The 23,363-nt window shown below is 51.0% G+C and carries 18 protein-coding genes and 1 pseudogene; 7 read left to right on the top strand and 12 right to left on the bottom strand.

Features of this window, described 5'->3' with window-relative positions; all coding sequences use genetic code 11:
- Positions 1-208: 208 nt before the first annotated feature.
- The 9 genes and pseudogenes from ACRRUX_RS19050 to ACRRUX_RS19010 all read right to left on the bottom strand — a co-directional run bounded on the left by ACRRUX_RS19050 (position 209) and on the right by ACRRUX_RS19010 (position 7,920).
- Positions 209-978: pseudogene (locus ACRRUX_RS19050) on the bottom strand (IS630 family transposase).
- Positions 979-1,159: 181 nt separating this feature from the next.
- The gene (gene mutT / locus ACRRUX_RS19045) at positions 1,160-1,552 is read right to left on the bottom strand and encodes an 8-oxo-dGTP diphosphatase MutT (RefSeq protein WP_432533501.1); all 393 of its coding nucleotides are present in this window, start codon (positions 1,550-1,552) and stop codon (positions 1,160-1,162) included.
- Positions 1,549-1,767, bottom strand: a complete 219-nt coding sequence (yacG, locus tag ACRRUX_RS19040; RefSeq protein WP_432533498.1) for a DNA gyrase inhibitor YacG — start codon at positions 1,765-1,767, stop codon at positions 1,549-1,551. The genes mutT and yacG overlap by 4 nt, the downstream gene beginning before the upstream one ends.
- A gap of 54 nt (positions 1,768-1,821) precedes the next feature.
- Positions 1,822-2,556 carry a cell division protein ZapD gene (gene zapD / locus ACRRUX_RS19035; RefSeq protein WP_432533495.1) on the bottom strand — a complete coding sequence of 245 codons (735 nt, stop codon included), beginning with the start codon at positions 2,554-2,556 and terminating at the stop codon, positions 1,822-1,824.
- Positions 2,549-3,166, bottom strand: a complete 618-nt coding sequence (gene coaE, locus ACRRUX_RS19030; protein ID WP_432533492.1) for a dephospho-CoA kinase — start codon at positions 3,164-3,166, stop codon at positions 2,549-2,551. The genes zapD and coaE overlap by 8 nt, the downstream gene beginning before the upstream one ends.
- Positions 3,167-3,175: 9 nt before the next feature.
- Entirely contained in the window at positions 3,176-4,093 is a 918-nt protein-coding gene (locus ACRRUX_RS19025; RefSeq protein WP_432533489.1) for a prepilin peptidase, read from the bottom strand.
- A 48-nt stretch (positions 4,094-4,141) separates the two neighbouring features.
- Positions 4,142-5,398, bottom strand: a complete 1,257-nt coding sequence (locus tag ACRRUX_RS19020) for a type II secretion system F family protein (RefSeq protein WP_432533486.1) — start codon at positions 5,396-5,398, stop codon at positions 4,142-4,144.
- Between the two features lie 35 nt (positions 5,399-5,433).
- Entirely contained in the window at positions 5,434-7,137 is a 1,704-nt protein-coding gene (gene pilB, locus ACRRUX_RS19015; protein ID WP_432533483.1) for a type IV-A pilus assembly ATPase PilB, read from the bottom strand.
- 342 nt (positions 7,138-7,479) lie between these two features.
- A complete protein-coding gene (locus ACRRUX_RS19010; RefSeq protein ID WP_432533480.1) occupies positions 7,480-7,920 on the bottom strand; it encodes a pilin in 441 nt (146 codons plus the stop codon).
- 771 nt (positions 7,921-8,691) lie between these two features.
- On the opposite strand from ACRRUX_RS19010, the gene ACRRUX_RS19005 reads away from it, so the two are divergent.
- On the top strand, positions 8,692-10,491 hold the full coding sequence (locus ACRRUX_RS19005) for a hypothetical protein (protein WP_432533477.1): 1,800 nt from the start codon (positions 8,692-8,694) through the stop codon (positions 10,489-10,491).
- A gap of 41 nt (positions 10,492-10,532) precedes the next feature.
- Here ACRRUX_RS19005 and ACRRUX_RS19000 read toward each other — a convergent pair whose 3' ends face one another.
- The 3 genes from ACRRUX_RS19000 to nadC form a co-directional block, all read right to left on the bottom strand.
- Positions 10,533-11,522 (bottom strand): transposase, encoded by a 990-nt coding sequence (locus ACRRUX_RS19000; protein WP_432533474.1) that lies wholly within the window; start codon positions 11,520-11,522, stop codon positions 10,533-10,535.
- Between the two features lie 711 nt (positions 11,523-12,233).
- Positions 12,234-12,659 carry a pilin gene (locus tag ACRRUX_RS18995; RefSeq protein ID WP_432533471.1) on the bottom strand — a complete coding sequence of 142 codons (426 nt, stop codon included), beginning with the start codon at positions 12,657-12,659 and terminating at the stop codon, positions 12,234-12,236.
- Between the two features lie 583 nt (positions 12,660-13,242).
- Complete coding sequence (nadC, locus tag ACRRUX_RS18990) at positions 13,243-14,103, bottom strand: carboxylating nicotinate-nucleotide diphosphorylase (protein ID WP_432533468.1); 861 nt, start codon at positions 14,101-14,103, stop codon at positions 13,243-13,245.
- A gap of 184 nt (positions 14,104-14,287) precedes the next feature.
- Between nadC and ampD the strand changes: the two genes are divergently transcribed.
- From ampD to lpdA, 6 genes are all read left to right on the top strand, one after another.
- Positions 14,288-14,869, top strand: a complete 582-nt coding sequence (gene ampD / locus ACRRUX_RS18985) for a 1,6-anhydro-N-acetylmuramyl-L-alanine amidase AmpD (protein ID WP_432533465.1) — start codon at positions 14,288-14,290, stop codon at positions 14,867-14,869.
- 3 nt (positions 14,870-14,872) lie between these two features.
- Entirely contained in the window at positions 14,873-15,724 is an 852-nt protein-coding gene (gene ampE / locus ACRRUX_RS18980; protein ID WP_432533462.1) for a beta-lactamase regulator AmpE, read from the top strand.
- 615 nt (positions 15,725-16,339) lie between these two features.
- Positions 16,340-17,092 (top strand): pyruvate dehydrogenase complex transcriptional repressor PdhR, encoded by a 753-nt coding sequence (gene pdhR / locus ACRRUX_RS18975; RefSeq protein ID WP_432533459.1) that lies wholly within the window; start codon positions 16,340-16,342, stop codon positions 17,090-17,092.
- A 60-nt stretch (positions 17,093-17,152) separates the two neighbouring features.
- Entirely contained in the window at positions 17,153-19,819 is a 2,667-nt protein-coding gene (aceE, locus tag ACRRUX_RS18970; RefSeq protein WP_432533456.1) for a pyruvate dehydrogenase (acetyl-transferring), homodimeric type, read from the top strand.
- An 11-nt stretch (positions 19,820-19,830) separates the two neighbouring features.
- Positions 19,831-21,738, top strand: a complete 1,908-nt coding sequence (aceF, locus tag ACRRUX_RS18965; RefSeq protein WP_432533453.1) for a pyruvate dehydrogenase complex dihydrolipoyllysine-residue acetyltransferase — start codon at positions 19,831-19,833, stop codon at positions 21,736-21,738.
- 172 nt (positions 21,739-21,910) lie between these two features.
- Positions 21,911-23,341 (top strand): dihydrolipoyl dehydrogenase, encoded by a 1,431-nt coding sequence (lpdA, locus tag ACRRUX_RS18960; protein ID WP_432533450.1) that lies wholly within the window; start codon positions 21,911-21,913, stop codon positions 23,339-23,341.
- The last annotated feature ends 22 nt before the right edge of the window (positions 23,342-23,363 follow it).

Raw genomic sequence — 23,363 nt, 5'->3', positions numbered from 1 at the left:
TTAACGCTCCCGAAAGTGCTGTGTACTTTTGGTCTCGGGCCGGAATGCCGGACCATCGGTCCTGTCCGCTCCATCGACTTAAGATGAAAGCCTCAGCAGCAATGCAGAGGCTTTTTTCGTTATGCATTGCGTACAAATCTGCTTCAGCCCGTCCCTTGCTTCGTGTAGCTATCGCCATACCGCGTGTCAACGCTAATGCCATTCCGCATTAAAGTTCCGTCACCCTTGCCCATTCTCTCGAACACATTTTTATCACACGCTTTGTGCAACTGAGGAAGTTGTTCCAAGCCTGACTGCAATCATCCACTAAGTCCTCATATCCTTTGAAACAGCGATTAGCTCCAGATGCTGGCGCATGATGTCCTTGTTCATAAACGGCGTGATGATGGCTTCAGTTTCTCCAGTTGCAGGACAGACAGAGCCGAAGAGGTGTGCGTATTCAAACTGCAGCTGTTTCAGCGCTCTGGGTCTACTGCCTTTCGGTGCCCAGAGTCGTGTCGTTGTATTTTGCTGACCGAATCTGGCTTCGTCCTGAAACTAAATATCAATCTGGTGTGGTTGTGTATGGATAGGTGTGTGACGGAGCGTTTTCAGTGGAAACTTTTTTAAAAGCGTCCTGTACGCCCTGAGTCTGTTTTGGATGCCTTGAGTAGCTGAAGCCCATGCTCTTGAGTAGCTTGTAGATATGATTGAGGTGGTACTCGACACCAAACTCACTCAATACGTATTGCCGGATATCTGCTCCGGTTAGCCTGCCACCCTCATCCGATTGTGCTTTGAACTCAATATATCTGACGAGTCTCCGCTTTGGGTCATTGGGCAATAATGGTTTCTTGCCGAGTCGCTGCTTATCTTCAAGCCCCGCAAGTCATAGCTTGAAATCCATGAGTTGACACTGGATCTTGCCACCTTCAACTGGTTTGCTACTTGAGTACGATTACGGGATTGCAAAAATAAGGATACGGCGAGCAACCGCATACGCTTGTGAGGATTTTTTTCTCTTTTGAGAGGCGAAGTAAGCGGTCAGCGGTTTCAGGTTTCATAATCCGATCGTAAGCAATTGAGTACTCACACTATTGGAGCAAACTTCAATGCGGATTGGTATCATATGAAAAAGCCCGCAAATTAGGGCGGGCTTTGATTGCAAGAAGCGCTTCGGTCAGTGTCTCAACAGTTTTTCCAGGATAGCTTTATTGGCTTCCGGGAAGTCATAATTTGTCAGTTCGTTTCTGGGAACCCAGGCTATCTGCTGTCCTTCAAGGCCTCTGGCATCACCGGCGAACGCGGTAACGGTATGGATGTCGAGTAATACCTGCTTATCTGGGTAGTCAAAGCTCAACTCCATAAAGGGTTTAGTTGCTTTAACTTCCAGCGCGACTTCCTCTTCTAACTCTCTGGCAAGTGCCTGGGTAACGGTTTCCCCTGCTTCAACTTTACCTCCAGGAAACTCCCATTTCCCGCCCTGATGCAGATGCTCTGGACGTTTGGCCAGCAGTATTTCATTGTTGTCGTTGATGATAACTCCAACAGCGACATGGATTCGCTTGGTCATTTGTCATCCTCCTGGAAGAAGGCGGGATCGTCATAACCGATACTGTCGAGCTTGTCTAAATCAAATTCGCCTTTTACAGGAATGGTATAACTTTCACTGGCCCATTCTCCCAAATCAATGAGTTTACAGCGTTCGCTGCAGAATGGACGGAACTGACTTTTACTGTTCCACTCAACGGAAGCCTGACAAGTTGGGCATTTTACTGTTAATGGCATGAAGCCTCCGGATTGTAATCGTTCGGCTTATTGTATCTGATTTGGATTCGCTATTCAGCGGCAAGCAGCCAATTGGAAACAGACTGATTTGTCTGAGTGCTTCTGGCTTTCGAAATCGACAAAGTGGATTGCGTAACGGTTTCTGTGGCCGCTGATTGTTGGATAACAGCCTTGTTCTGGCTCTACTTTCACCCGGATCAGGCTCAGTGGTATATCGCTGACCCCCTGATAGAATCCTGCAGTAGATTGCATGGTGTTGAATTCAGCAGTATCCCTGGTTAGCTGCAGCAACAGCGAGATGGCATTTAGCAGAGGCTGGAACGGTTGGGTCCAGCGTTGATAGTCCTGACAGCGCTGTGCAAAGGGTTGCGCCAACCAGTAATGCAGTTGGGGCAAATCAAAATTACAGCAGGCGCCGGGCATGCTGAATCTTTGTCTGAGGGCTTGCAGAAACCTATCCTGCTTCAATTCGATGCCAATACGTCCCTGGGCATTGAGGCTTTCGCGAATTGTCGTCAGGGAGTCAATCAGTCCCAGAATTTGTTCTGAATTAGCCTGGGGAGATGACTTCCAGGCGTGCAACAATTGCAATTGTCTGTCGATGTCTTTAATAACATCACCACGATAGTCACAGCGCTCACTCAGTTCACAGAGGGAAAATAGGGGGTAAAAACATCTGTGTTGGTAGTCGTTGTGTTGATTAAGGATTAACTGGTCACTTAAGTACTCCAGCCGCAGATAGCTTCGGATTTTTTCATTAAGCGGCTGTTCGTAAATTAAGTCAGTCATTGTCAGGACTCAGTTTTGCTTGTTCTAAGAATTGTTTATGCAACTGCATGACCTGACACTCAAGCTGTGCCAAGTCTCCCTGATTATCTATCACGTAATCGGCTCTGTTGAGCTTATCTTCCCTGTGCATCTGACTGTTGATTATGCTCTGTACCTGAGATGCATCAACCAAGTCTCGTTGTGATGTCCTTGTTATTTGCAGTGCTGATGGAATATCCACCAAAACGGTTCGATCAACTAAAGTATCTAACCCATTTTCAAATAGCAAGGGAACAACCAAAATCACATACGCTGACGTTGCCAGATTGGCCTGTTGCAACATCTGCTGGCGAATCATGGGGTGCAATAGATTGTTAAGCCATTGGCGCTCTGACCCGTCATTGAAGATATGTTCTCTGAGTAAGCGGCGATCCAGCGTTCCATCTGATTGCAGTATGGCGTTGCCATATCTGGCAAGGATTGCTGCAAGTCCAGGTGTGCCGGGAGCGACGACGTCGCGGGCGATGATATCGGCATCAACCAATTCAATGCCTTTTGCAGCAAACAGATTGGCGACAGTTGTTTTGCCGCTGCCGATACCGCCGGTCAGGCCGATTTTAAATCTGCTCATTGCTATACCTCACAGCATATTGGTCAGATACCAATCGATAATTTGCTGCCCATAAATCAGTGTCAGCCAGCCGGCAGCTGCAATATAAGGACCAAATGGAATGGGTTTGTCTTTGGTGAGCCGACGGGCAAGTATCATGAACACGCCAACAACAGCGCCGACCAGTGAAGACATCAGAATGATTACGGGCAGGAATTGCCAGCCAAGCCAGGCACCAAATACGGCCATCAGCTTGAAATCACCGTAGCCCATGCCTTCTTTGCCGGTCAGCAGTTTGAATAACCAGAATACAGACCAAAGGCTGAGATAACCTGCCACTGCACCAATCAAAGCACTTTGCAGATCTGTGAACACACCAAATAGATTGGCGATGAGTCCCAACCAGAGTAGAGGTAAGGTGAGTTGATCCGGCAGCAGCATTTCATCCAAATCGATAAATGTCAGTGCGATCAATACAAATGTCAGCAGGCTGGACAACAAAAACCGTGAGTCTGGGCCAAAATGCCATGCCAGAAAGGCCACCATGGTGCCGGTCAGCGCTTCTACAATCGGATAACGGGCGGATATCTGTGTCTGGCAATTGCCACATTTGCCCCTGAGCATAAGCCAGCCGAATATTGGGATATTCTGCCAAGGCTTAATTTTGGTGCCGCATTTGGGACAAGCCGAACCAGGAACCAAAATGTTGTATCTGGCTGGATAATTATCAATAGGTGCCTCAAGGGCTGCCAGAGTCGCTTTATTCAACTTGGCGGCATGATATTCCTGCAGATAGGCATTGCATTCCTGCTGCCATTCCCGTTTCATCATCACCGGCATTCGGTGAATAACCACGTTCAAAAAGCTGCCAATAGTGGCGGCAAAAATAAAACTCAAAGCAATAAAGAGCCAGGGATACTGGCTCATTAACTGAATAAAATCTGACATGGGGTGACCGTTTTTGTTGTGATGTAAATCCGGGCCTTTTAAGACCCGTTAGCCTACCACATTACCCATCTGGAAGATCGGCAAATACATACCGACAATCAAGCCGCCAACCAAGGTACCAATCACCACCATCATAATTGGCTCAATCAGGCTGGACAGGCCATCAACGGCATCATCTACCTGCATCTCATAAATGTTGGCGACTTTATTGAGCATGTTGTCCAGCGAGCCGGACTCTTCACCTATCATCACCATCTGAATGAGCATATCGGGAAACAAATTGACAGTACGCATCGCGACGTTCATCTGCATACCAGCCATCACATCGGTACGTATTTTCAGCAGTGCCTTTCGATAGACAGCATTCCCCGAGGCGCCCGCGGCACTTTCCAGACCATCTATCAGAGGGACACCTGCCGCAAATGTTGTGGCCAGCGTTCTGGCGAAACGGGCCATGGCTGCTTTATGAAGAATATCGCCGACGACAGGCGCCTTCAGCACTGCTTCGTCAACGCGGTCCCGCACAAGCTGTGAATTATGGTGAGCCCGTTTAAACAGCCAAATGCCCACTCCCAGGCCACCAAAAATCACATACCACCAGGCTTGCAACCATTTGGATATACCAATAATCAATTGAGTGAAGGCTGGCAGTTCAGCCCCAAAGCCTTTAAAGATCTCTTCAAATTGCGGCACTACCATCAACAGCAACAGTGAGGTTACGCCAATGGCAACTACAACTACAGCGGCGGGGTAGAACATCGCTTTTTTGATTTTTGACTTGAGGGCTTCAGCCTTTTCTTTATAGGTGGCGATACGATCAAACACCTGATCCAGCGAGCCTGAGTGCTCGCCGGCTGCCACCAGATCAACATAGAGGTCATCAAAATAGCGGCGGTGTGGGCGCAGTGCTTCAGACAGCGGCACACCGGACTGAACTTCCGATACAATGGTGCCCAAAAGCTCTCGCATCTTAGGCTTCTCATGGCCTTTGCCAAGTAACTCAATGGTCGTCACCAAAGGAACACCGGCGGCCAGCATGGTGGCGATTTGACGGGTGACCATGGCAATGTCCATGGCGGAGATTTTTTTGTCTGACTTAAAAAGCGGTGGGCTTTTTTTGCGTACTGACTTGGGGGATATGCCCTGCAGCTTCAATTGACTGCGAACTTCCATGACGGAAGTGCCACGAAATTCGCCTGAAGATTTCCTGCCGTCTTTGCTGTAACCCTTCCACTCAAAGGTGTGGACTTTGGGTTGCGCGTTCTGATTTTTCTTTCGGCTTTTGGATTTCACCGCGGTTGCCATAATGACTTTCCCTGTTATATGTCCTGGCGTGTGGTTCAGGCGCTGGTGACCCGATTGACTTCGGCGATACTGGTGATGCCCTGAATAACCTTGAGCAAGCCAGATTGACGCAGATCCTTCATTCCCTGACTTTTGGCGACATCGGCCATCTGCAGGGAGTTACCACCTTCCATGATGATGCGGGCAATTTCATCGCTCATGCGCATCACCTCATAGATACCGACCCGACCTTTGTAGCCTCCGGCACAGTTATCACAGCCGACAGGCTTATAAACCGTAAAGCCCTGAGCGATCTGTTCATCGGTAAAGCCCAGTTTTTTCAGACCATGCTCAGGGACCTCTTCCGCTTCTTTGCAATCAGGGCAAAGACGACGGGCCAGACGCTGGGCGATAATCAGGTTCACTGAGCTGGCGATATTGTAGCCGGGAACGCCCATGTTCACCAAACGGGTGAGGGTTTCTGCCGCTGAATTGGTGTGCAGCGTAGACAGTACCAGGTGACCGGTTTGCGCCGCCTTGATGGCGATTTCGGCGGTTTCCAGATCCCGGATTTCCCCTACCATCACGACATCGGGGTCCTGGCGAAGGAAAGAGCGCAATGCAGAGGCAAATGTCAAACCGGCTTTGATGTTGATATGAACTTGGTTGATCCCTTCCAGGTTGATTTCCACCGGATCTTCGGCTGTGCTGATATTGCGCTCTGCCGTATTGAGAATATTCAATCCGGTATACAAAGACACTGTCTTTCCTGAACCGGTGGGGCCGGTAACCAGAATCATGCCCTGAGGTTTGGCCAGCATTTCCAGATAAGCTTGTTCCTGATCCGGTTCATAACCCAATTTTTCGATCCCCAACTGTGCAGATGAGGAGTCGAGAATACGCATTACGATTTTTTCGCCCCATAGAGTCGGCAGGGTACTGACACGAAAGTCGATACTCTTGGTGCGCGACAGCTTCATCTTGATGCGGCCGTCCTGAGGTACCCTGCGCTCGGCGATATCCAGTTTGGACATAACCTTGAGGCGAGCAGCCAGGCGTCCGGCTAGATTGACCGGGGGCTCGGACACTTCATGTAATATGCCGTCGATGCGAAAGCGCACCCGATAGCGCTTCTCATAGGGTTCGAAATGCAAATCCGACGCCCCCTTGCGAATGGCGTCGGTCAGAATTTTGTTGATATAGAGGACGATAGGGGCTTCATCGCCTTCCTCTTTGTCATCGTCTTTGCGCTCTGTATCCTGCACTTCCATGTTGGCCAGTGAGGCTTCATCCAGACCGGACATATCCAGTGCGCTGAGGTCATCTTCCAGCACTGCTTCGAGTGCCTTGGTCAGCTTGTCTTCTTCCACCAGAATGGCTTCTGCATGCAATCCAGCGCTGAACTGAAAGTCCTCCAGTGCGGAGATATTGGTGGGATCAGAAGTGCCTATGTAGAGACGATTGCCGCGCTTGAACAGCGGCAGGCAGCGGTGTTTCTCGATGAGCTTTTTGTTGAGAAAATCTTCGGGGATGGCTTTGACATCAAACTCATCCAAATCCAGCAGAGGTGTGCCATATTCCTGATAACAAAGCTCTGCCACTGCCCGGGCAGACACCAGGTTTTCCTGCACAATAACAGACACCAGAGCCTGACGGCGCTGGCGTGCCTTGGATACAGCTGCACTTAACTGCTCTTCGGTCAGCAGACCTTTACGGACAAATAATGTTGACAGTCCTAAGTGCAATCCTGTTGTTGGCATTAACAATCCCTATTCGAAGCAATTTTCTATTGCTCTGATTCAAGCATGGCCAGCTCAATATGCTCTCTTGGGAAATCATCCTCATCAAGAAAACATTCTTAGCATAAAAATCAAAATTAATGTCATAAGTTCAACTCTCTAACATTAGTACAAAGAGAGTTGGATTTGAACTGCTTGAGTGCTGATAGCTTACATTTTGTTAGTATTGATGGAGTCACTGTTGTTACCAGATTGAGCTCTGGCTCATCAATAGGGCGCCAAGCTTGTTGCGTAACCAAACAATGGGCATAAAATTAAAAAACCGCTCTAAAAAGAGCGGCTTTATCAAAAATATACACATCATTAGACTTTTGTGCAGTTACCGGGAACGAATTTTTCTTCCAGGGTTGATGTGCAAGTCCATACTCCCTCTACTGAGCGTGAAAGTGTAATGAGTTTGCCGTTAAACTTGTCAGCATTACCGCCTTTAGTTGTACAAGCAATAGTTCTTACTGCACCAACTGCACCGGTTAGAGCAAGGCCACAATATGTGCCGTTAGTGCCTGTTAACCCTATAAACCCTTTTGTGGTCGCGTCCAGACTCGGTTCGACGCCGCGGTTTATTTCAGCTTCAAATGCCTCTTTTAAACTAGAAACTTCTTTGTAAGCGGCTCCTGCCTGAGTTTTAACCGTGTAATCCTGATATGCAGGCAGCGCGATTGCAGCCAAAATACCAATAATAGCGACCACGATCATCAACTCAATCAGGGTAAAGCCCTGAGCCTTGTTATTAAAGCCTTTCATTGCTATCTCCATGTTCTCTTGTGCCTTTTTTGACTGCCCTTGTGTTGGCGCTGTCAGGCGATAATTGAGTGTCGTTAGTCGCGATTGTTCACCCGAAGAACTTGTGACCTGGCAGACTTATATGGTGTCTGCTCTGGCCTGATAATCCCTGAAAGTCACTGCTCTGATACGGCTCAAGCTGTGTGTCCCTGCATCCCTGTTATTTATATTGTATAAACCCTTTCCCTGGTTCTTGCTGTTTTTTGTATCGCATGCCGGAAGTCTCCATGGAGGCATGCAGTCCAGAAGAATAACAATCTGGATACCGCTTTAACATTAGTACAAACATCCGGGGAATTGAACAGAAAAGTGTTACATGCTGCAGAATTTATTGAATTTTGCTCTGCGTCACCTGTCAATGTTGGTTTTTTCGACAGCTTGTTGACGTGAAAGCAGTGAATGCTGGTTTTTTGACGGGAAATTCCACAAAAAATTACTGTTAAGGAGGCGTTGGATTGGGTGTTCAGTCGTGAACCTGTAATTCAACAATAAACATACCTGTACACAGAATGGGCATTAGCCGGGTCTATTGATTATCCGGATACGGGGTGTTCCGGCCCCGGCTTTTAATGAGTCTTGAGTGATTTTTACCCGTTTATTCCCATTGGCGCCCGTCTTTGCCCCGGGTATTTCTTGTTTGCGTTGATGCATTTCTCCTAGCGTGGAGGAGGGCCGGGGTGCATCTGTACCTCAATCAACAATGCATGCTTTGACTGTTCTGGGAGATTTCACGTGATGAAGAGACAACCGACTCACTTGGCTCATATGGGCCGTGCTGTGCTGTTGGCAAGCGCGGCCTCATTGTCGCTCTGGTTATCATCGGCAGCTTACGCAGTGGACTGTCCTGCATCGGCGCTTGCCAGCGGTAAAAACAGCAATCTCTACCTCTATTATCCATTGGTCGTCGACAACACCTTTCCCAACTATCAGCCTGGTTATGGAGTTACGCCAGCTCAGCCGTTTGATGTGACGGATCTGGATGCTTCAATCGGAACCACGGCTCAACTGCGGGATGCGGTGACTCAGGTGGTGGTTAATGACTATTGCGAATTCAGTGTGGATGTACGCCCTGTCACCAGTTTGCCGGCGATGCCTGAACCCAGATGGCAGGTAGTGGCTGTTGGGTCAGATATTTCCAGCTACAGTTCCGGTTTGTTTGGTATTGCCACCGCTGTGGATATTAATGATGCAGATCCGCAGGATCACGCCCGGGTATTTGGTCAGGCGTTTGCTGCTTCCTGTGCCTCGGCGCTGACGGGCACCAACTCTACCCTGGGCCGCTGGGCGTATGCTATTGGCGGTACGGCAAGCCATGAAGCCGGGCACAATTATGGTATCAGTCACGGTAATTCATCGGCATTGCCGGGGGAAGATCCAACCAATTCTCACATATTAGCCACTGGCTCTACCGGACTGACCTGCAATGGCCGGGTGGTTGACCGTCACTTCAGCGACACCACATACAGCATTTTGGGGCATAACGTCGGCCTGAACTCCATGACACTGCATAATTGGGACTTTATTAATCCCAACGGCGCGGCGGCGCACTCAATGAAAATCAAGATCCTCAGCAGTGCCACCAGTCTCAATATGAACTGGGTCTACCTGTGGACTATGGCGCCCTGGGATACGCCTACTGTCTCCGGGCCATTGGGGACTCAAAGTTATCAGGGAAGCACTTACAATGTGTACGAGTTAACTTACTCCACCCCTAAATCCTGGAGCGGTGGTGCCAATGGTGTGGTGCCTCCCGGCAGTGTGTTCCATCTGGGCGCGACTTTTGATGAGAATGTTATCGTCGTTGACACTCAACTGTTTGGCGCCAGCAATAATCTGCTGACTCTGGCGCCAAGGATCCCCAGTTACGATGTGGGTGACATTAATCTGGCTAACGGTAATTTTGAAATTGCACTGACTAATATTGATCCGGCTCGTCCTATGATCCTGCGGGATGTGCGGGTACAACTGTTACCCCGTACTGCGGCCGTCGAGTCAATGATGCGTGAAGAGCAACCTTTCTTCTTTGCCGGAGAAGAAAGAGTGCGAATTGATGAGGTGACCAATGTACCTGTGTTGTGGGAGCGCTATCAGGATAAGGAATATGAACTGACTGATGAACCGTTGGTGATCCCGGTCGCCAATCTGGCCAATGGCCGCAATGTGGATATTCAGTATCTGGATGATCCGGATTGCAAAGAAGGCATGGCAATCAAACCTTCTGCCGGGATGGATGCCAATATTGGTACACCAGAGGTGAAATACTGCAAGAAGGGCAGTGCGTTGGGGTTATTCCCTGCCACCCGGGTGTATCTAACTGCGACCGTGATTGAGCCGAATGTACGTCAGTGGGATGCGCGTCGGCGAGAGTATGTGACCGGTCCGCTGGAGACCCGCATCTTCTTCCAGACTGAAGGCCTTGTGCCGGATCTCAACCGCAACGGTAATGACGATCTGCTCGATATCCGTTATGGCGATTCCCGGGATGAGAACAAAAACGGTATCCCGGATGAAGCTGAAGGGCGTCGGCGCTGATATCAGGTAAGGCTTGGTACAGGTGCATTGATAAGTGCGGATCAGCCCGGATGAATTGACCTGCTGAACTGCTTGCCTTTGCACCACTTACCTCCCCACTTTGCCTTCATGGCGCACATGGCATCCCAGCTGCCGCTGATACCTCCGTATTGACGGCGAAAATCTTTAGCACTGAGGAGCCAGGCATCGTCACTGATCCCGAGTGTAGTCAGTAGCTTAGGCGTGGTGGCGTGGATAAAACCGCGTTTATCGTCACGGATGGCACGCCCTGTCCAATCAATCAGCTGCAGATAATCGGCAAAATGATACGGGATGCCGGATTGTTCTAAAGTGCAGACGGTGCCGTCAAATGGCAGTAGAGGTTTTCCTGTTACAGGAGCTGTCTGCTGCGCAGTCAGCGCCGAAATGCGCGCTTGAATTGATGTGTAATCAGAGGATTGTAGCGTGTCGGCAATGCCGGCTCGTATCGGGTTTAAATCCACATACATCATGCACGCCAGCAGTGCCTGCTCATCGAGCAAGGCTTGCGATTTGAACCTTCCCTCCCAGAACACGCCCTTGCAGCCATCTTCATGATTGGCTTTACGGGCAATCTCCTCATTCAGACACCTCATAAACCAACTGATGTTGCCCAGGCGCTCACGCCACTCACTGATGAGCTTATCCAGCACGATGTGTTCGCCTGCTGACAGCTTCTCACCCACCAAAAATTTTGCGGCTGTGGGATGACAGTGAAACAGTTGCGTCCAGCGTTCAATAACTTGCGTGGCAGACAGTCGCTTTTGCGAGTCCAGGTCGATTTTCAGTACCAGATGATAGTGATTGGACATGACTGCATAAGCGCAAATATCAATGCAGAAAACGGCTGCAAGCTGTGTGATTTTATCCACGATCCAGCCTCGTCTGTGCTCATAGGTTTTGCCTGTGAGTTGGTCTTCGCCGCAGAGGAATGCGCGGCGAACACAGCGATTAATCACATGGTAAAAGGGCGTGGAGGCAGCATCGATAAGGCGTTTGCGTGCGGTGGTCATCGTTCAGCTTGGGCAAGAGGGGGGGTTATCTCAAAGGCTAGTCGAGGGATTGGGCGTTTGCCAAAAGAAGAAAGAAGTGGCTGTCCCCGCTTTTGCTTCCTATCCGAGGGGTAAAACGGCTTGCATCTGTGGGAGCGTCCATATATGTCCTATCTAAAATGTCCCCGCTTTTCATGGGATTTTTTATCCTGGAAAGCAAAAACCGCTCACGTGGAGCGGTTTTGAGGGAGGTAGTCACATCAAGAAAGATATGGCTGTCCTGTCTATTGTAAAAGGGCGTGGAGGCAGCATCGATAAGGCGTTTGCGTGCTGTGGTCATCGTTCAGCTTGGGCAAGAGGAGTGGTTATCTCAAAGGCTAGTCGAGGGATTGGGCGTTTGCCAAGAGATGTGGGTGTCCCAGCTTTTAGTTTTCCAAGAGATGTGGCTGTCCTCGATTTTTTAGTCAAATGAGCATGGCTTTTTTTAAGCAAAAACCGCTCACATGGAGCGGTTTTGAGGGAGGTAGTCACATCAAGAAAGATATGGCTGTCCTAACTTATTTTTTGCCAAAAGAAGTGGCTGTCCCCGCTTTTGTGTCTTTGCCAAAAGAAGTGGCTGTCCCCGCTTTTGATATATAACCTAGAGAGTAAAAACCGCTCACGAGGAGCGGTTTAAGATAGATGGGGGACATCACCAAGATATGACCGTTTTATGTTGAATGGATGGTAAAATTAGGTCCCCGCGGTGCAGCCATCAATAGCATCAACACATATAGTGCCGCCCTTAATTGTCCAAATAACTTTAGATTTATTTGTCGTGTCGGGGGTCAAGACGATGTTCTTATCATCGGTAGCAGCTGGTACTGTAATCGTAATTGCGCCATTCGTTACAGAAGCGATATTTCCTTCTGCTGCAGGTATCCCATTAGAGCCTCCATCACAAAGATCTATGTTTGCGTCAGTTTGATAACATATACCAATTGCTGTCTTGTATGGGTTAGCTTCGGTTAGTAATGATGTAAGCTTAGAGCGTTTAACATAATCCTGATAAGCCGGCAGCGCGATCGCAGCCAAAATACCAATAATCGCCACTACGATCATCAGTTCGATCAGGGTAAAGCCCTGGGCGTTCTTTTTCATTGAGTTGATACCTTTCATTGTCTTCTCCATTTGCTGTCCGGCAGCGCCGACAGCGTTTTTGACTGCTCATTGAATCTGGATGCCAGTGCTCCATATCATTTGCAGGCCCGTAAAAGTGTGACTGTTGCATTTGATTGCCGCATGACAGCTCAAAAGAATACGGAATGCTGCCGAATAAGTCGTTTGACTGTCGCTGAACAATATATGCAATGTTGTTATTGTGAATGGCTGGTTGTCACTGGTATGACATCCGACTATCCGGCTAAGAAGTTAATACAAACTAATGTCAATTGGAATGACTTATATTAATAAATTGCTAAAAAAATGGATGAATAGCTGAAATTTAGTTGTGTTCAGGTGTTTGATAAACAACTGAATTATGGCGGGTGAACGGATTGTTGACGCAGGCGCAAAGGGTGACGGAAAAATACCGAACTCCAATAACAGGTTAATATTCTTATTAAGTTGAATCGACCAGTTAAATATATTGGTGAAATGACTATTTTATTGCGGTCATTTTGATTACTGGTTTATTTCCGGCGAAATAAAAAGGCCGGATAAACTTTTGAAGTTATCCGGCCGGGAAAATGCTGTGTGGACGTCAGTTTTTCAGTCGCAGCGATAAATCCAGAGCGCGTACATGTTTGGTCAGCGCGCCAACTGAAATGAAATCAACACCGGTTTCGGCGAAGCTGCGCAGGGTATCCAGCGTCACGTTACCCGACACCTCGAGTTTGGCTCCCGCGCCTTTGGCCTTGTATTCGTTGTTGATGCCTACGGCGTCGATCATCATGGTGATATCGAAATTGTCCAGCATGATGATGTCGGTGCCTGCGTCCAATGCCTGTTTCAGCTCATCAAGGGATTCCACTTCAACCTCCACCGGTTTGTTGCTATGCAATTTGCGGGCGGTGGCGACGGCGGCCTTAATGCTGCCACAGGCCATGATGTGGTTTTCTTTGATCAGGAAGGCGTCGTACAAGCCGATACGGTGATTTTTGCCACCACCACAGGTGACTGCATATTTCTGGGCAGTGCGCAGTCCCGGCAGGGTCTTGCGGGTATCCAGCAGCTGGGTATGGGTACCGGCCAGTTTATCGACATAACGTTTGGTCAGGGTCGCGACGCCGGACAATGTCTGAATAAAGTTCATGGCGGTGCGCTCGCCGGTCAAAATGGTGCGTGCCGGACCGGACAGTTCACACAGTAATTGGCCGGGCAGCAGCAGATCGCCATCATCCACATGCCAGTGCAGGGCAACCTGGCCACCCAGCTGATTGAATACCTGTTCAGCCCAGGCTTTGCCGCAGAACACCCCTTCTTCTCGGGTGATAAGTGCAGCCTCGGCGTACCTGTCAATGGGAATAAGCTGTGCGGTGATGTCGCCACTGATGGCATCCTGTTGACCCAAATCTTCGTCCAGTGCGGCCTTGACGCTCAGGCGGATATCATTTTCCAACATGTGACATTCCTTCATTAAGGGCAATAAAAGCGGGCGATTAGAAGCGGCGACAAGGTTAGCATACTTTGCGCAGTGAAACAGGCTCTGCGCCGCGTCATGGATGCAGGCAGGGTGGCTATTGTCGCTGTCATAAAACTGGTAGAGTATTGAATTAATTTAGACTTCATCCCGATGAGGACTGCGCTTGGTGGCAGAGAACGAGGTTTGTGGCTGGTATCCGCAGGCAAAAGTGGTGCGCTCGCCTCACTTTAACGCCCGTCCTGCGGCTGAGGTGAGTTTGCTGGTGATCCACAATATCAGTTTGCCGGCAGGTCAGTTTGGTACGCCGTATGTGGATGCGTTGTTTTGCGGCACGCTTGACTGTCATGCCCATGAGAGCTTTGCCGATTTACAGGGACTGGAGGTTTCCGCCCACTTTCTGATCCGGCGGGATGGCGAGCTGGTGCAGTATGTCAGTTGCGATGAACGCGCCTGGCATGCCGGGGTATCGAGCTTTCAGGGACGCAGTCATTGTAATGACTTTGCGGTGGGGATTGAGCTTGAAGGGACGGACAATCTGCCGTTTACCAAAGAGCAGTATCAGCAGCTGGTTGGTTTGACCGATTGGTTGATGGGCCGTTATCCGCAGATTACCGCCTCGCGGATTGTGGGTCACAGTGATATCGCTCCGGGCAGAAAGACAGATCCGGGGCCCTGTTTTGACTGGTCAGGTTATCTGGCCGCAATTGCCGGGGCGGTGCCCGGCGCAACGAGTAAGGATGAATAACACATGGCGTTGTTTTCTCTGTTGATCGCGATTTTGGTGGAGCGCCTCAAGGTGCTGCCCGCCAATCTGCAGTTTGATCATTTACTGGGACTGTATCACCGCAACCTGTTTCGGGATGAACAGATAAAGTCTGCCGGGATGATGGCTCTGGCGCTGCTGTTACCTGCATTGGCGCTGTACCTGCTCAGCTGGATTGTGGCCGGGCTATTCTGGGGCGCTTTTTCATTGATGCTGTGGGTTGCGGTCGCAGTGCTGTGTTTTACCCACAAAGCGCAGCGGGATGCGTTTAAACGCTATGTGCAGGCGGCCTGCCGGGGAGATACCCAGGCCTGCTACCATTACGCCGGGCAGCTGGAGTGCAGCGATTGTCTGGATGCCGTTGATCCCTGTGAGCTTGCCAATCGAGTGGGGCAGAGCGTGGCCTGGACCAACTATCGTTATTACGGTGCGGTCGCGCTGTACTTCATTCTTGCTGGTCCCATTGGCGCAGTGCTGTATTGTACTGTGCGTTACTACAGCGAGGAGAAACTCAAGCGCAAGCTGGAGCTGCCTCTGGTGGATGAGCTGCTGTTTCTGCTGGACTGGATCCCCGCGCGCCTGTTCGCCTTTGGTTTTGTGCTGTGTGGTGAATTCAGCAAATCCATTGAGGTGTGGCGTAAACTGGTGATGCAACCGGGCTGCTCTGCGAGGGAGATCATAGTGCAGACCGCGATGGCGGCGGAGCCTCAGTCCTGTGAGCAGAATGACAGTATCAGTCTGCAACCCACTATCGCCATGCTGGCGCTGAGTAAACGCAACTTCATTTTGCTGGTGTGTGTGTTGTCGTTGGCAACTATCTTTGGCGTGGTCAGCTGAGTTATAACAAGGCAGCTCTGAGCGATGAGAGCTGCCCTGTCCCTGTTTTTCATTGATATCATTGATATCGTCAATGACTCTTTAGCGGCCGTTGGCGCAATAGCGCTGATGCCATCCTCTGAGGCCGGGTAATCCCTGAGCCTGAATCGCGACGCTGCGGCTGCCTTCAGGCTGAAGACAAGGCCGGTTAAGACGGGATGTCAGTGACCGGTTGAATCGCTACACAAGCGAGGATTGTTTGGTCAAAAAAACAGCGGTCGAGCGCTGCAAATGAATTATTTTTCAGTTAACCTTGCCGGGAACAAATCGATTACAAGCAGGTATCCGACTGTTCACTTCTTCCCCTCTGTCACGCGCCTTAGCAGCCGATTTATTGGCATAACAGGCCAGATTCTGCCAATGTTTGATGGTTTTTGGTTGAAAAATAATCGAGCATTGATTTTGGTCATTGTTTTTGGTGTTGTTCGCCCGCCTTTGTTGATTTGTTTGGTGTGATTCACGGTTTGCAGCTTGGTTTGACCAGCGTCACGCTATGGACAGTAAAAGTGTGATTTGATAAAGTGCGCTCACTCATATAAATTGGTAAGACCAATTGACAAAGGAGCTGAGGCCCAAATGGCTTATAGCAAAATTAACCAACCCAAGCTTTCAGATGTGATTATGCAGCAACTGGAGCGGATGATCCTCGAAGGCAGCTTGCAGCCAGGGCAAAAACTCTTGCCTGAGCGTGAGTTAGCCATTCAGTTCGAAGTATCCCGTCCTTCTCTGCGCGAAGCCATCCAGAAACTGGAAGCCAAAGGTTTGTTAAGTCGTCGCCAGGGTGGTGGTACCTATGTTAAGGAACAGCTCTGGCAGAGTCTTGCCGATCCCGTAGTAGAACTGATGCACAACGATCCTGAGAGTCAGTATGACCTTCTGGAGTTCCGTCATGCCACTGAAGGTATGATGGCCTACTTTGCTGCCCTGCGGGGAACTGATGCCGATATGCAGAATATCAAGCGGATGATCCTCGAAGTGGAAGCGGCCAAGGGTATTGAGGAGCAAGCCGCAGCGATTGTGCGTTTCTATCGCGCCATTGCCGAGGCCTCCCACAATGTGGCCATGTTGCATCTGGTATTGAGTTTATCCACTGTGCTTGAAAAGAACATAGCGCAGAACCTGGAGCTTCTGAGCCGTCGCCAGGAAGCTTCCACCATTGCCAATGAACACCGTCGCGGCCTGTTGGCAGCGATTGTTCGTCGTGACCCCCATGCGGCACGTGAAGCGTCAAACGAACACCTGAGCTACATCGAAGAGGTGATGCTCGCTGTCAGAGAAGAAGACAGTCGTTTGCAGCGCAGTTTGCGTCGCATGAAGGGCGGTGTGTAATCCGCCGGGAAGCAGGGCAGTCGTCAATTCCACTTAATACGTGTAAATAAGGACAGTCTCATGTCTGAACATTTGCTGCAAGATCTTGATCCAACTGAAACCCGGGAGTGGCTGGCCGCTCTTGAATCCGTGGTCCGTGAAGAAGGTGTCGAGCGTGCCCAGTATCTGCTGGAGCAGGTGCTGGATAAGGCCCGCCTTGACGGTGTGGATATGCCTACCGGCATTACCACCAATTATGTCAACACCATTCCTGCTGCGCAGGAGCCCGCTTATCCCGGTGATGTGAATCTGGAGCGCCGCATTCGCTCAATCATTCGCTGGAATGCCATCATGATAGTGCTGCGCGCCTCCAAGAAAGATCTTGAACTGGGTGGCCACATGGCTTCGTTCCAGTCTTCAGCTGCTTTCTATGAGACCTGTTTCAACCACTTCTTCCGCGCCCCCAATGACGTGGATGGCGGTGATTTGGTGTATTACCAGGGGCATATCGCTCCGGGGATTTATGCCCGCGCATTTGTGGAAGGTCGTCTGACCGCTGAGCAGCTGGATAACTTCCGTCAGGAAGTGGATGGCAAGGGGATTCCTTCATATCCGCATCCCAAGCTGATGCCTGAATTCTGGCAATTCCCGACCGTATCCATGGGGCTGGGTCCTATCTCTGCTATTTATCAAGCCCGTTTCCTGAAATACCTCAATGGTCGTGGTCTGAAAGACACCTCCAACCAGCGGGTATATGCCTTCCTGGGTGATGGCGAGATGGATGAGCCGGAAAGCCGTGGCGCGATTTCTTTTGCCGCCCGTGAGAAGCTGGATAATCTGTGCTTCCTGATCAACTGTAACCTGCAGCGTCTGGACGGCCCGGTAATGGGTAACGGCAAGATCATTCAGGAGCTGGAAGGTCTGTTCAAAGGCGCCGGCTGGAACGTGATCAAAGTAGTTTGGGGCCGTGGCTGGGACAAGCTGCTGGCCAAAGACACCACTGGCAAGCTGCTGCAGCTGATGAACGAAACCGTTGACGGTGACTATCAGACTTACAAGTCCAAGAATGGCGCTTACGTGCGTGAACACTTCTTCGGCAAGTACCCTGAAACGGCGGCACTGGTTGCCGACATGACAGATGATGAGATCTTCGCGCTCAAGCGTGGTGGTCATGAGCCATCCAAGCTGTTTGCCGCCTTCAAGGCCGCGCAGGATACCAAAGATCGTCCAACCGTGATCCTGGCGAAAACCGTGAAAGGTTACGGCATGGGTGATGCCGCAGAGGGCAAGAACATTGCTCACCAGGTGAAGAAGATGGACATGAGCCATGTTCTGCAGCTGCGTAACCGTCTGGGTCTGCAGGATCTGCTGACCGATGAAGACGTGAACAATCTGCCTTACCTGACCCTGGAAGAGGGCAGTGCCGAGCACAAGTATCTGCATGAGCGCCGCGCGGCGCTGCACGGTTACACCCCCAAGCGTCTGCCACGTTTCTCCCAGGAACTGGTGATGCCTGAGCTGGAAGTGTTCGAGCCGCTGCTGGAAGAGCAGAAGCGCGAAATCTCCACCACCATGGCCTTTGTGCGGGCACTGAATGTGCTGCTGAAAGACAAGGGCGTGGGTAAGCACATAGTGCCAATCGTTGCCGATGAGGCCCGTACCTTCGGTATGGAAGGTCTGTTCCGTCAGATTGGTATTTACAACCCGCACGGTCAGAATTATACGCCGCAGGACCGCGATATCGTTTCTTACTACAAAGAAGCGACCTCAGGTCAGGTACTGCAGGAAGGGATTAACGAGCTGGGTGCCATGTCTTCATGGGTGGCTGCTGCGACCTCTTACAGCACCAACAACCTGCCGATGATCCCGTTCTACATCTACTACTCCATGTTCGGCTTCCAGCGTGTGGGCGATATGGCGTGGATGGCGGGTGATCAACAGGCCCGCGGCTTCCTGCTGGGTGCCACCGCCGGTCGTACCACGCTGAATGGTGAGGGTCTGCAACATGAGGATGGTCACAGCCATATTCTGGCCGGTACCGTCCCTAACTGTATCTCTTACGACCCGACTTATGCCTATGAAGTGGCCGTTATTGTGCAGGATGGTCTGCGCCGCATGTACGGCCCGGATCAGGAGAACGTGTTCTACTACCTGACGCTGATGAATGAGAACTATGCCCAGCCTGCTATGCCTGAGGGTGTGGAAGAGGGTATCCGTAAGGGTATCTACAAGCTGGAAACTTTGGCCGGTGGTAAGGGCAAGGTACAGCTGATGGGCTCAGGCACTATTTTGAATGAAGTGCGTAAGGCTGCGCAGATCCTCAGCGAAGAGTATGGTGTGGGCAGTGATGTGTACAGCGTCACCTCATTCAACGAGCTGGCCCGCGACGGTCAGGCCTGTGAGCGTCACAACATGCTCAATCCGCTGGCTGCTGAGCAGGTGCCTTACATCGCTACTGTGATGGGTACTGAGCCTGCCATCGTGGCGACTGACTACATCAAAAATTATGCTGAGCAGGTGCGGGCGTTTGTACCGGCAGCATCATTCCGGGTACTGGGTACTGATGGTTTCGGTCGCAGTGACAGCCGTGAGAATCTGCGTCGTCACTTCGAGGTGAACGCCAGCTATGTGGTGGTGGCCGCCCTGACTGAACTGGCCAAGCGTGGCGAAATCGACAGGCAGGTTGTGGCAGATGCCATCGCCAAATTCGGTATCGACACTCAGAAAATGAACCCACTGTACGCATAAGAGGCACATTCATGGCTATCGAAATTTTTGTACCTGATATCGGCGGTGATGAGGTTGAAGTCACTGAGATCCTCGTCAGTGTTGGTGACCAGGTTGCACTGGAGCAGCCGCTGATCACTGTTGAAGGTGATAAGGCCTCCATGGAAGTTCCTGCCGCCGTGGCCGGGACTGTAAAAGAAATTAAAGTGAATCTGGGTGACAAGGTCGCTACCGGTTCTCTTATCATGGTGTTTGACGTGGCAGGTGCCGCTGTCGCTGAGGCGGCCCCTGTGGCACAGACGGCCACTCCGGTTGCACAAGCCGCAGCGCCAGTGGCTGCGCAGCAAAAAGAAGTGCATGTGCCAGATATCGGCGGCGATGAAGTGGAAGTGACCGAGGTGCTGGTGGCCGTTGGCGACAGCATTGCCGCGGATCAGTCGCTGATCACTGTTGAGGGCGATAAAGCCTCAATGGAAGTGCCAGCACCGTTTGCCGGCGTGCTGAAAGAGATTAAGGTCGCGGCGGGAGATAAGGTGTCTACCGGATCGCTGATCATGGTATTTGAAGTGGCAGGCACCCCTGTGGCAGGCGCTGCGCCAGCTGCCGCCTCCGCTCAAGCCCCTGCGCCAGTGGCTCAGGCTGCGGTGGCTGCCGGTGTTCAGGATGTGAATGTGCCTGATATCGGTGGCGATGAAGTGGAAGTGACTGAAGTGATGGTGGCTGTGGGGGATCGGGTCGAAGCCGATCAATCGCTGATCACTGTGGAAGGTGACAAGGCTTCGATGGAAGTTCCCGCGCCATTTGCCGGCATAGTGAAAGAGATTAAAGTCAGCACAGGTGACAAGGTGTCAACCGGCTCACTGATCATGACCTTTACCGTTGAAGGCAGTGCGCCGGCCGCTCCTGCGGCTGTTGTCAGCGCACCTGTGGTTGCGTCTGCCCCACAGGCGAGCGCAGCTCCTCAGGCTGCCGGTGCGGCCAAGGGCGATGAAGGCTTTGTGGCCAATACTGAGTATGCCCATGCCTCGCCGGTTATCCGTCGTCTGGCCCGTGAATTCGGGGTGAACCTGGCGAAGGTCAAAGGTACCGGTCGCAAAGGTCGGGTGGTGAAGGAAGACGTTCAGACCTACATCAAAGACGCGCTCAAGCGTCTGGAATCCGGCGCTGCGTCTGCCTCAGGTAACGACGGTGCTGGTCTGGGGCTGTTGCCATGGCCTAAGGTCGATTTTGCCAAGTTTGGTGAAACCGAAGTTCAGCCACTGTCACGCATCAAAAAGATTAGTGGTGCCAACCTGCATCGCAACTGGGTGATGATCCCTCATGTGACCCAGTTCGATGAAGCCGATATTACCGAACTGGAAGACTTCCGCAAGTCTGAAAATGCCGCGGAAGCCAAAAAGGATTCCGGTATGAAGATCACCCCGTTGGTGTTCATCATGAAGGCAGTGGCTAAAGGTCTGGAAGCTTTCCCATCCTTCAATGCGTCTTTGTCTGAAGATGGTGAAAACCTGATCCTCAAGAAGTACGTGAACATAGGTATCGCGGTAGACACGCCCAATGGCCTGGTTGTGCCTGTGGTGCGTGACGTGAACAAGAAAGGTATTCACGAGCTGTCGCGCGAGCTGATGGAAATCTCCAAAAAGGCCCGTGCCGGCAAGCTGACCGCGGCAGATATGCAGGGTGGTTGCTTTACCATCTCCAGCCTGGGCGGTTTGGGTGGCACAGCGTTTACGCCGATTGTGAATGCGCCCGAAGTAGCCATTCTGGGTGTGTCCAAGTCAGACATCAAACCCAAGTGGAATGGTAAAGAGTTTGAGCCTCGTTTGATGCTGCCGCTGTCCCTGTCCTATGATCACCGAGTGATTGATGGTGCTGAGGGTGCCAAGTTTGTCACCTTCCTGAGCGGTGTACTTTCAGACATACGCAAGCTCGTTTTGTAACCGTGACCTTCCAATGGCTGCCAGTAATGGCAGCCATTTGTTTGACCGATGCACTCCGGCAATGATTGTGATCGGCATCAAACAAGGGTTAAAATGCGGACACCTTACCAGCAGGCAAATCAGTGACTAAGGTGCTGCCGCTAAACGGAATGAATAAAGATTAGAGGAAATCATGAGTAACGAAATCAAAACTCAGGTAGTGGTATTGGGTGCCGGTCCTGCCGGTTATTCTGCGGCATTCCGCGCGGCGGATCTCGGTCTGGAGACTGTGATCGTTGAGCGTTACAACACTCTGGGTGGTGTGTGCCTGAATGTGGGTTGTATCCCTTCCAAGGCGTTGCTGCACGTTGCCAAAGTGATTGAAGAAGCCCATGTGATGGCCGAGCACGGGGTGACTTTCGGTGCACCGCAAATCGATCTGGATAAGCTGCGCGCTTATAAGGAAAAGGTTATCGGTCAGCTGACCGGTGGTCTGGGTGGCATGGCCAAGATGCGTAAAGTCAAAGTAGTCAACGGTCTGGGTAAGTTTTCCAGTGCCAACAGCATCGATGTGACTGCTGCAGACGGCACTGTGACCACAGTGAAATTCGACAACGCTATTATCGCTGCCGGTTCCCGTCCAATCCAACTGCCATTTATTCCTCATGAAGACCCACGTATCTGGGACTCTACCGATGCGCTGGAACTGAAAGAAGTACCTGGCAAGCTGCTGGTGATGGGTGGCGGTATTATCGGTCTGGAAATGGGTACTGTTTACCATGCTCTGGGAACTGAGATCGACGTGGTGGAAATGCTGGATCAGGTGATCCCGGCTGCCGACAAAGATGTGGTTCGCACCTTCACCAAGAAGATCAGCAAGAAATTCAACTTGATGCTGGAAACCAAAGTCACTGCGGTTGAAGCCAAAGAAGACGGTATCTATGTGTCGATGGAAGGCAAGAAAGCCCCTTCAGAGCCTGTGCGTTATGACGCCGTGCTGGTGGCCATTGGCCGTACGCCAAATGGCAAGCTGATCGACGCCGAAAAAGCCGGTGTTAACGTGGATGAGCGTGGCTTTATCAAGGTAGACAAGCAGATGCGCACCAATGTGGCTCATATCCATGCTATCGGCGATATCGTGGGTCAGCCAATGCTGGCACACAAAGGTGTGCATGAAGGCCATGTGGCTGCAGAAGTGATTGCCGGTATGAAGCATTACTTCGATCCTAAGGTTATCCCATCCATTGCTTATACCGATCCTGAAGTGGCCTGGGTGGGTCTGACTGAGAAGGAAGCCAAAGAGCAGGGCATTGCCTATGAAACCGCGACTTTCCCATGGGCTGCCAGTGGCCGCGCCATCGCCTCTGATGCGGCTGACGGCATGACCAAGCTGATTTTCGACAAAGACAGCCATCGCATCATTGGTGGTGCCATCGTCGGTACTAATGGTGGCGAGCTGTTGGGTGAAATTGGTCTGGCGATTGAAATGGGCTGTGATGCCGAAGATATCGCTCTGACCATTCATGCTCACCCAACGCTGCATGAGTCTGTGGGTCTGGCCGCTGAAATCTATGAAGGTTCGATTACCGATCTGCCGAATCCAAAGGCTAAAAAGAACAAGTAATCGATTGATTGCACACTTTGAA

The sequence above is a fragment of the Shewanella sp. GXUN23E genome (genome assembly GCF_050865035.1).
Classification (GTDB): domain Bacteria; phylum Pseudomonadota; class Gammaproteobacteria; order Enterobacterales; family Shewanellaceae; genus Shewanella.
The sequence above is the reverse complement of the archived record's forward strand: the minus strand, read 5'-3'. Positions and strand labels throughout refer to the sequence as shown.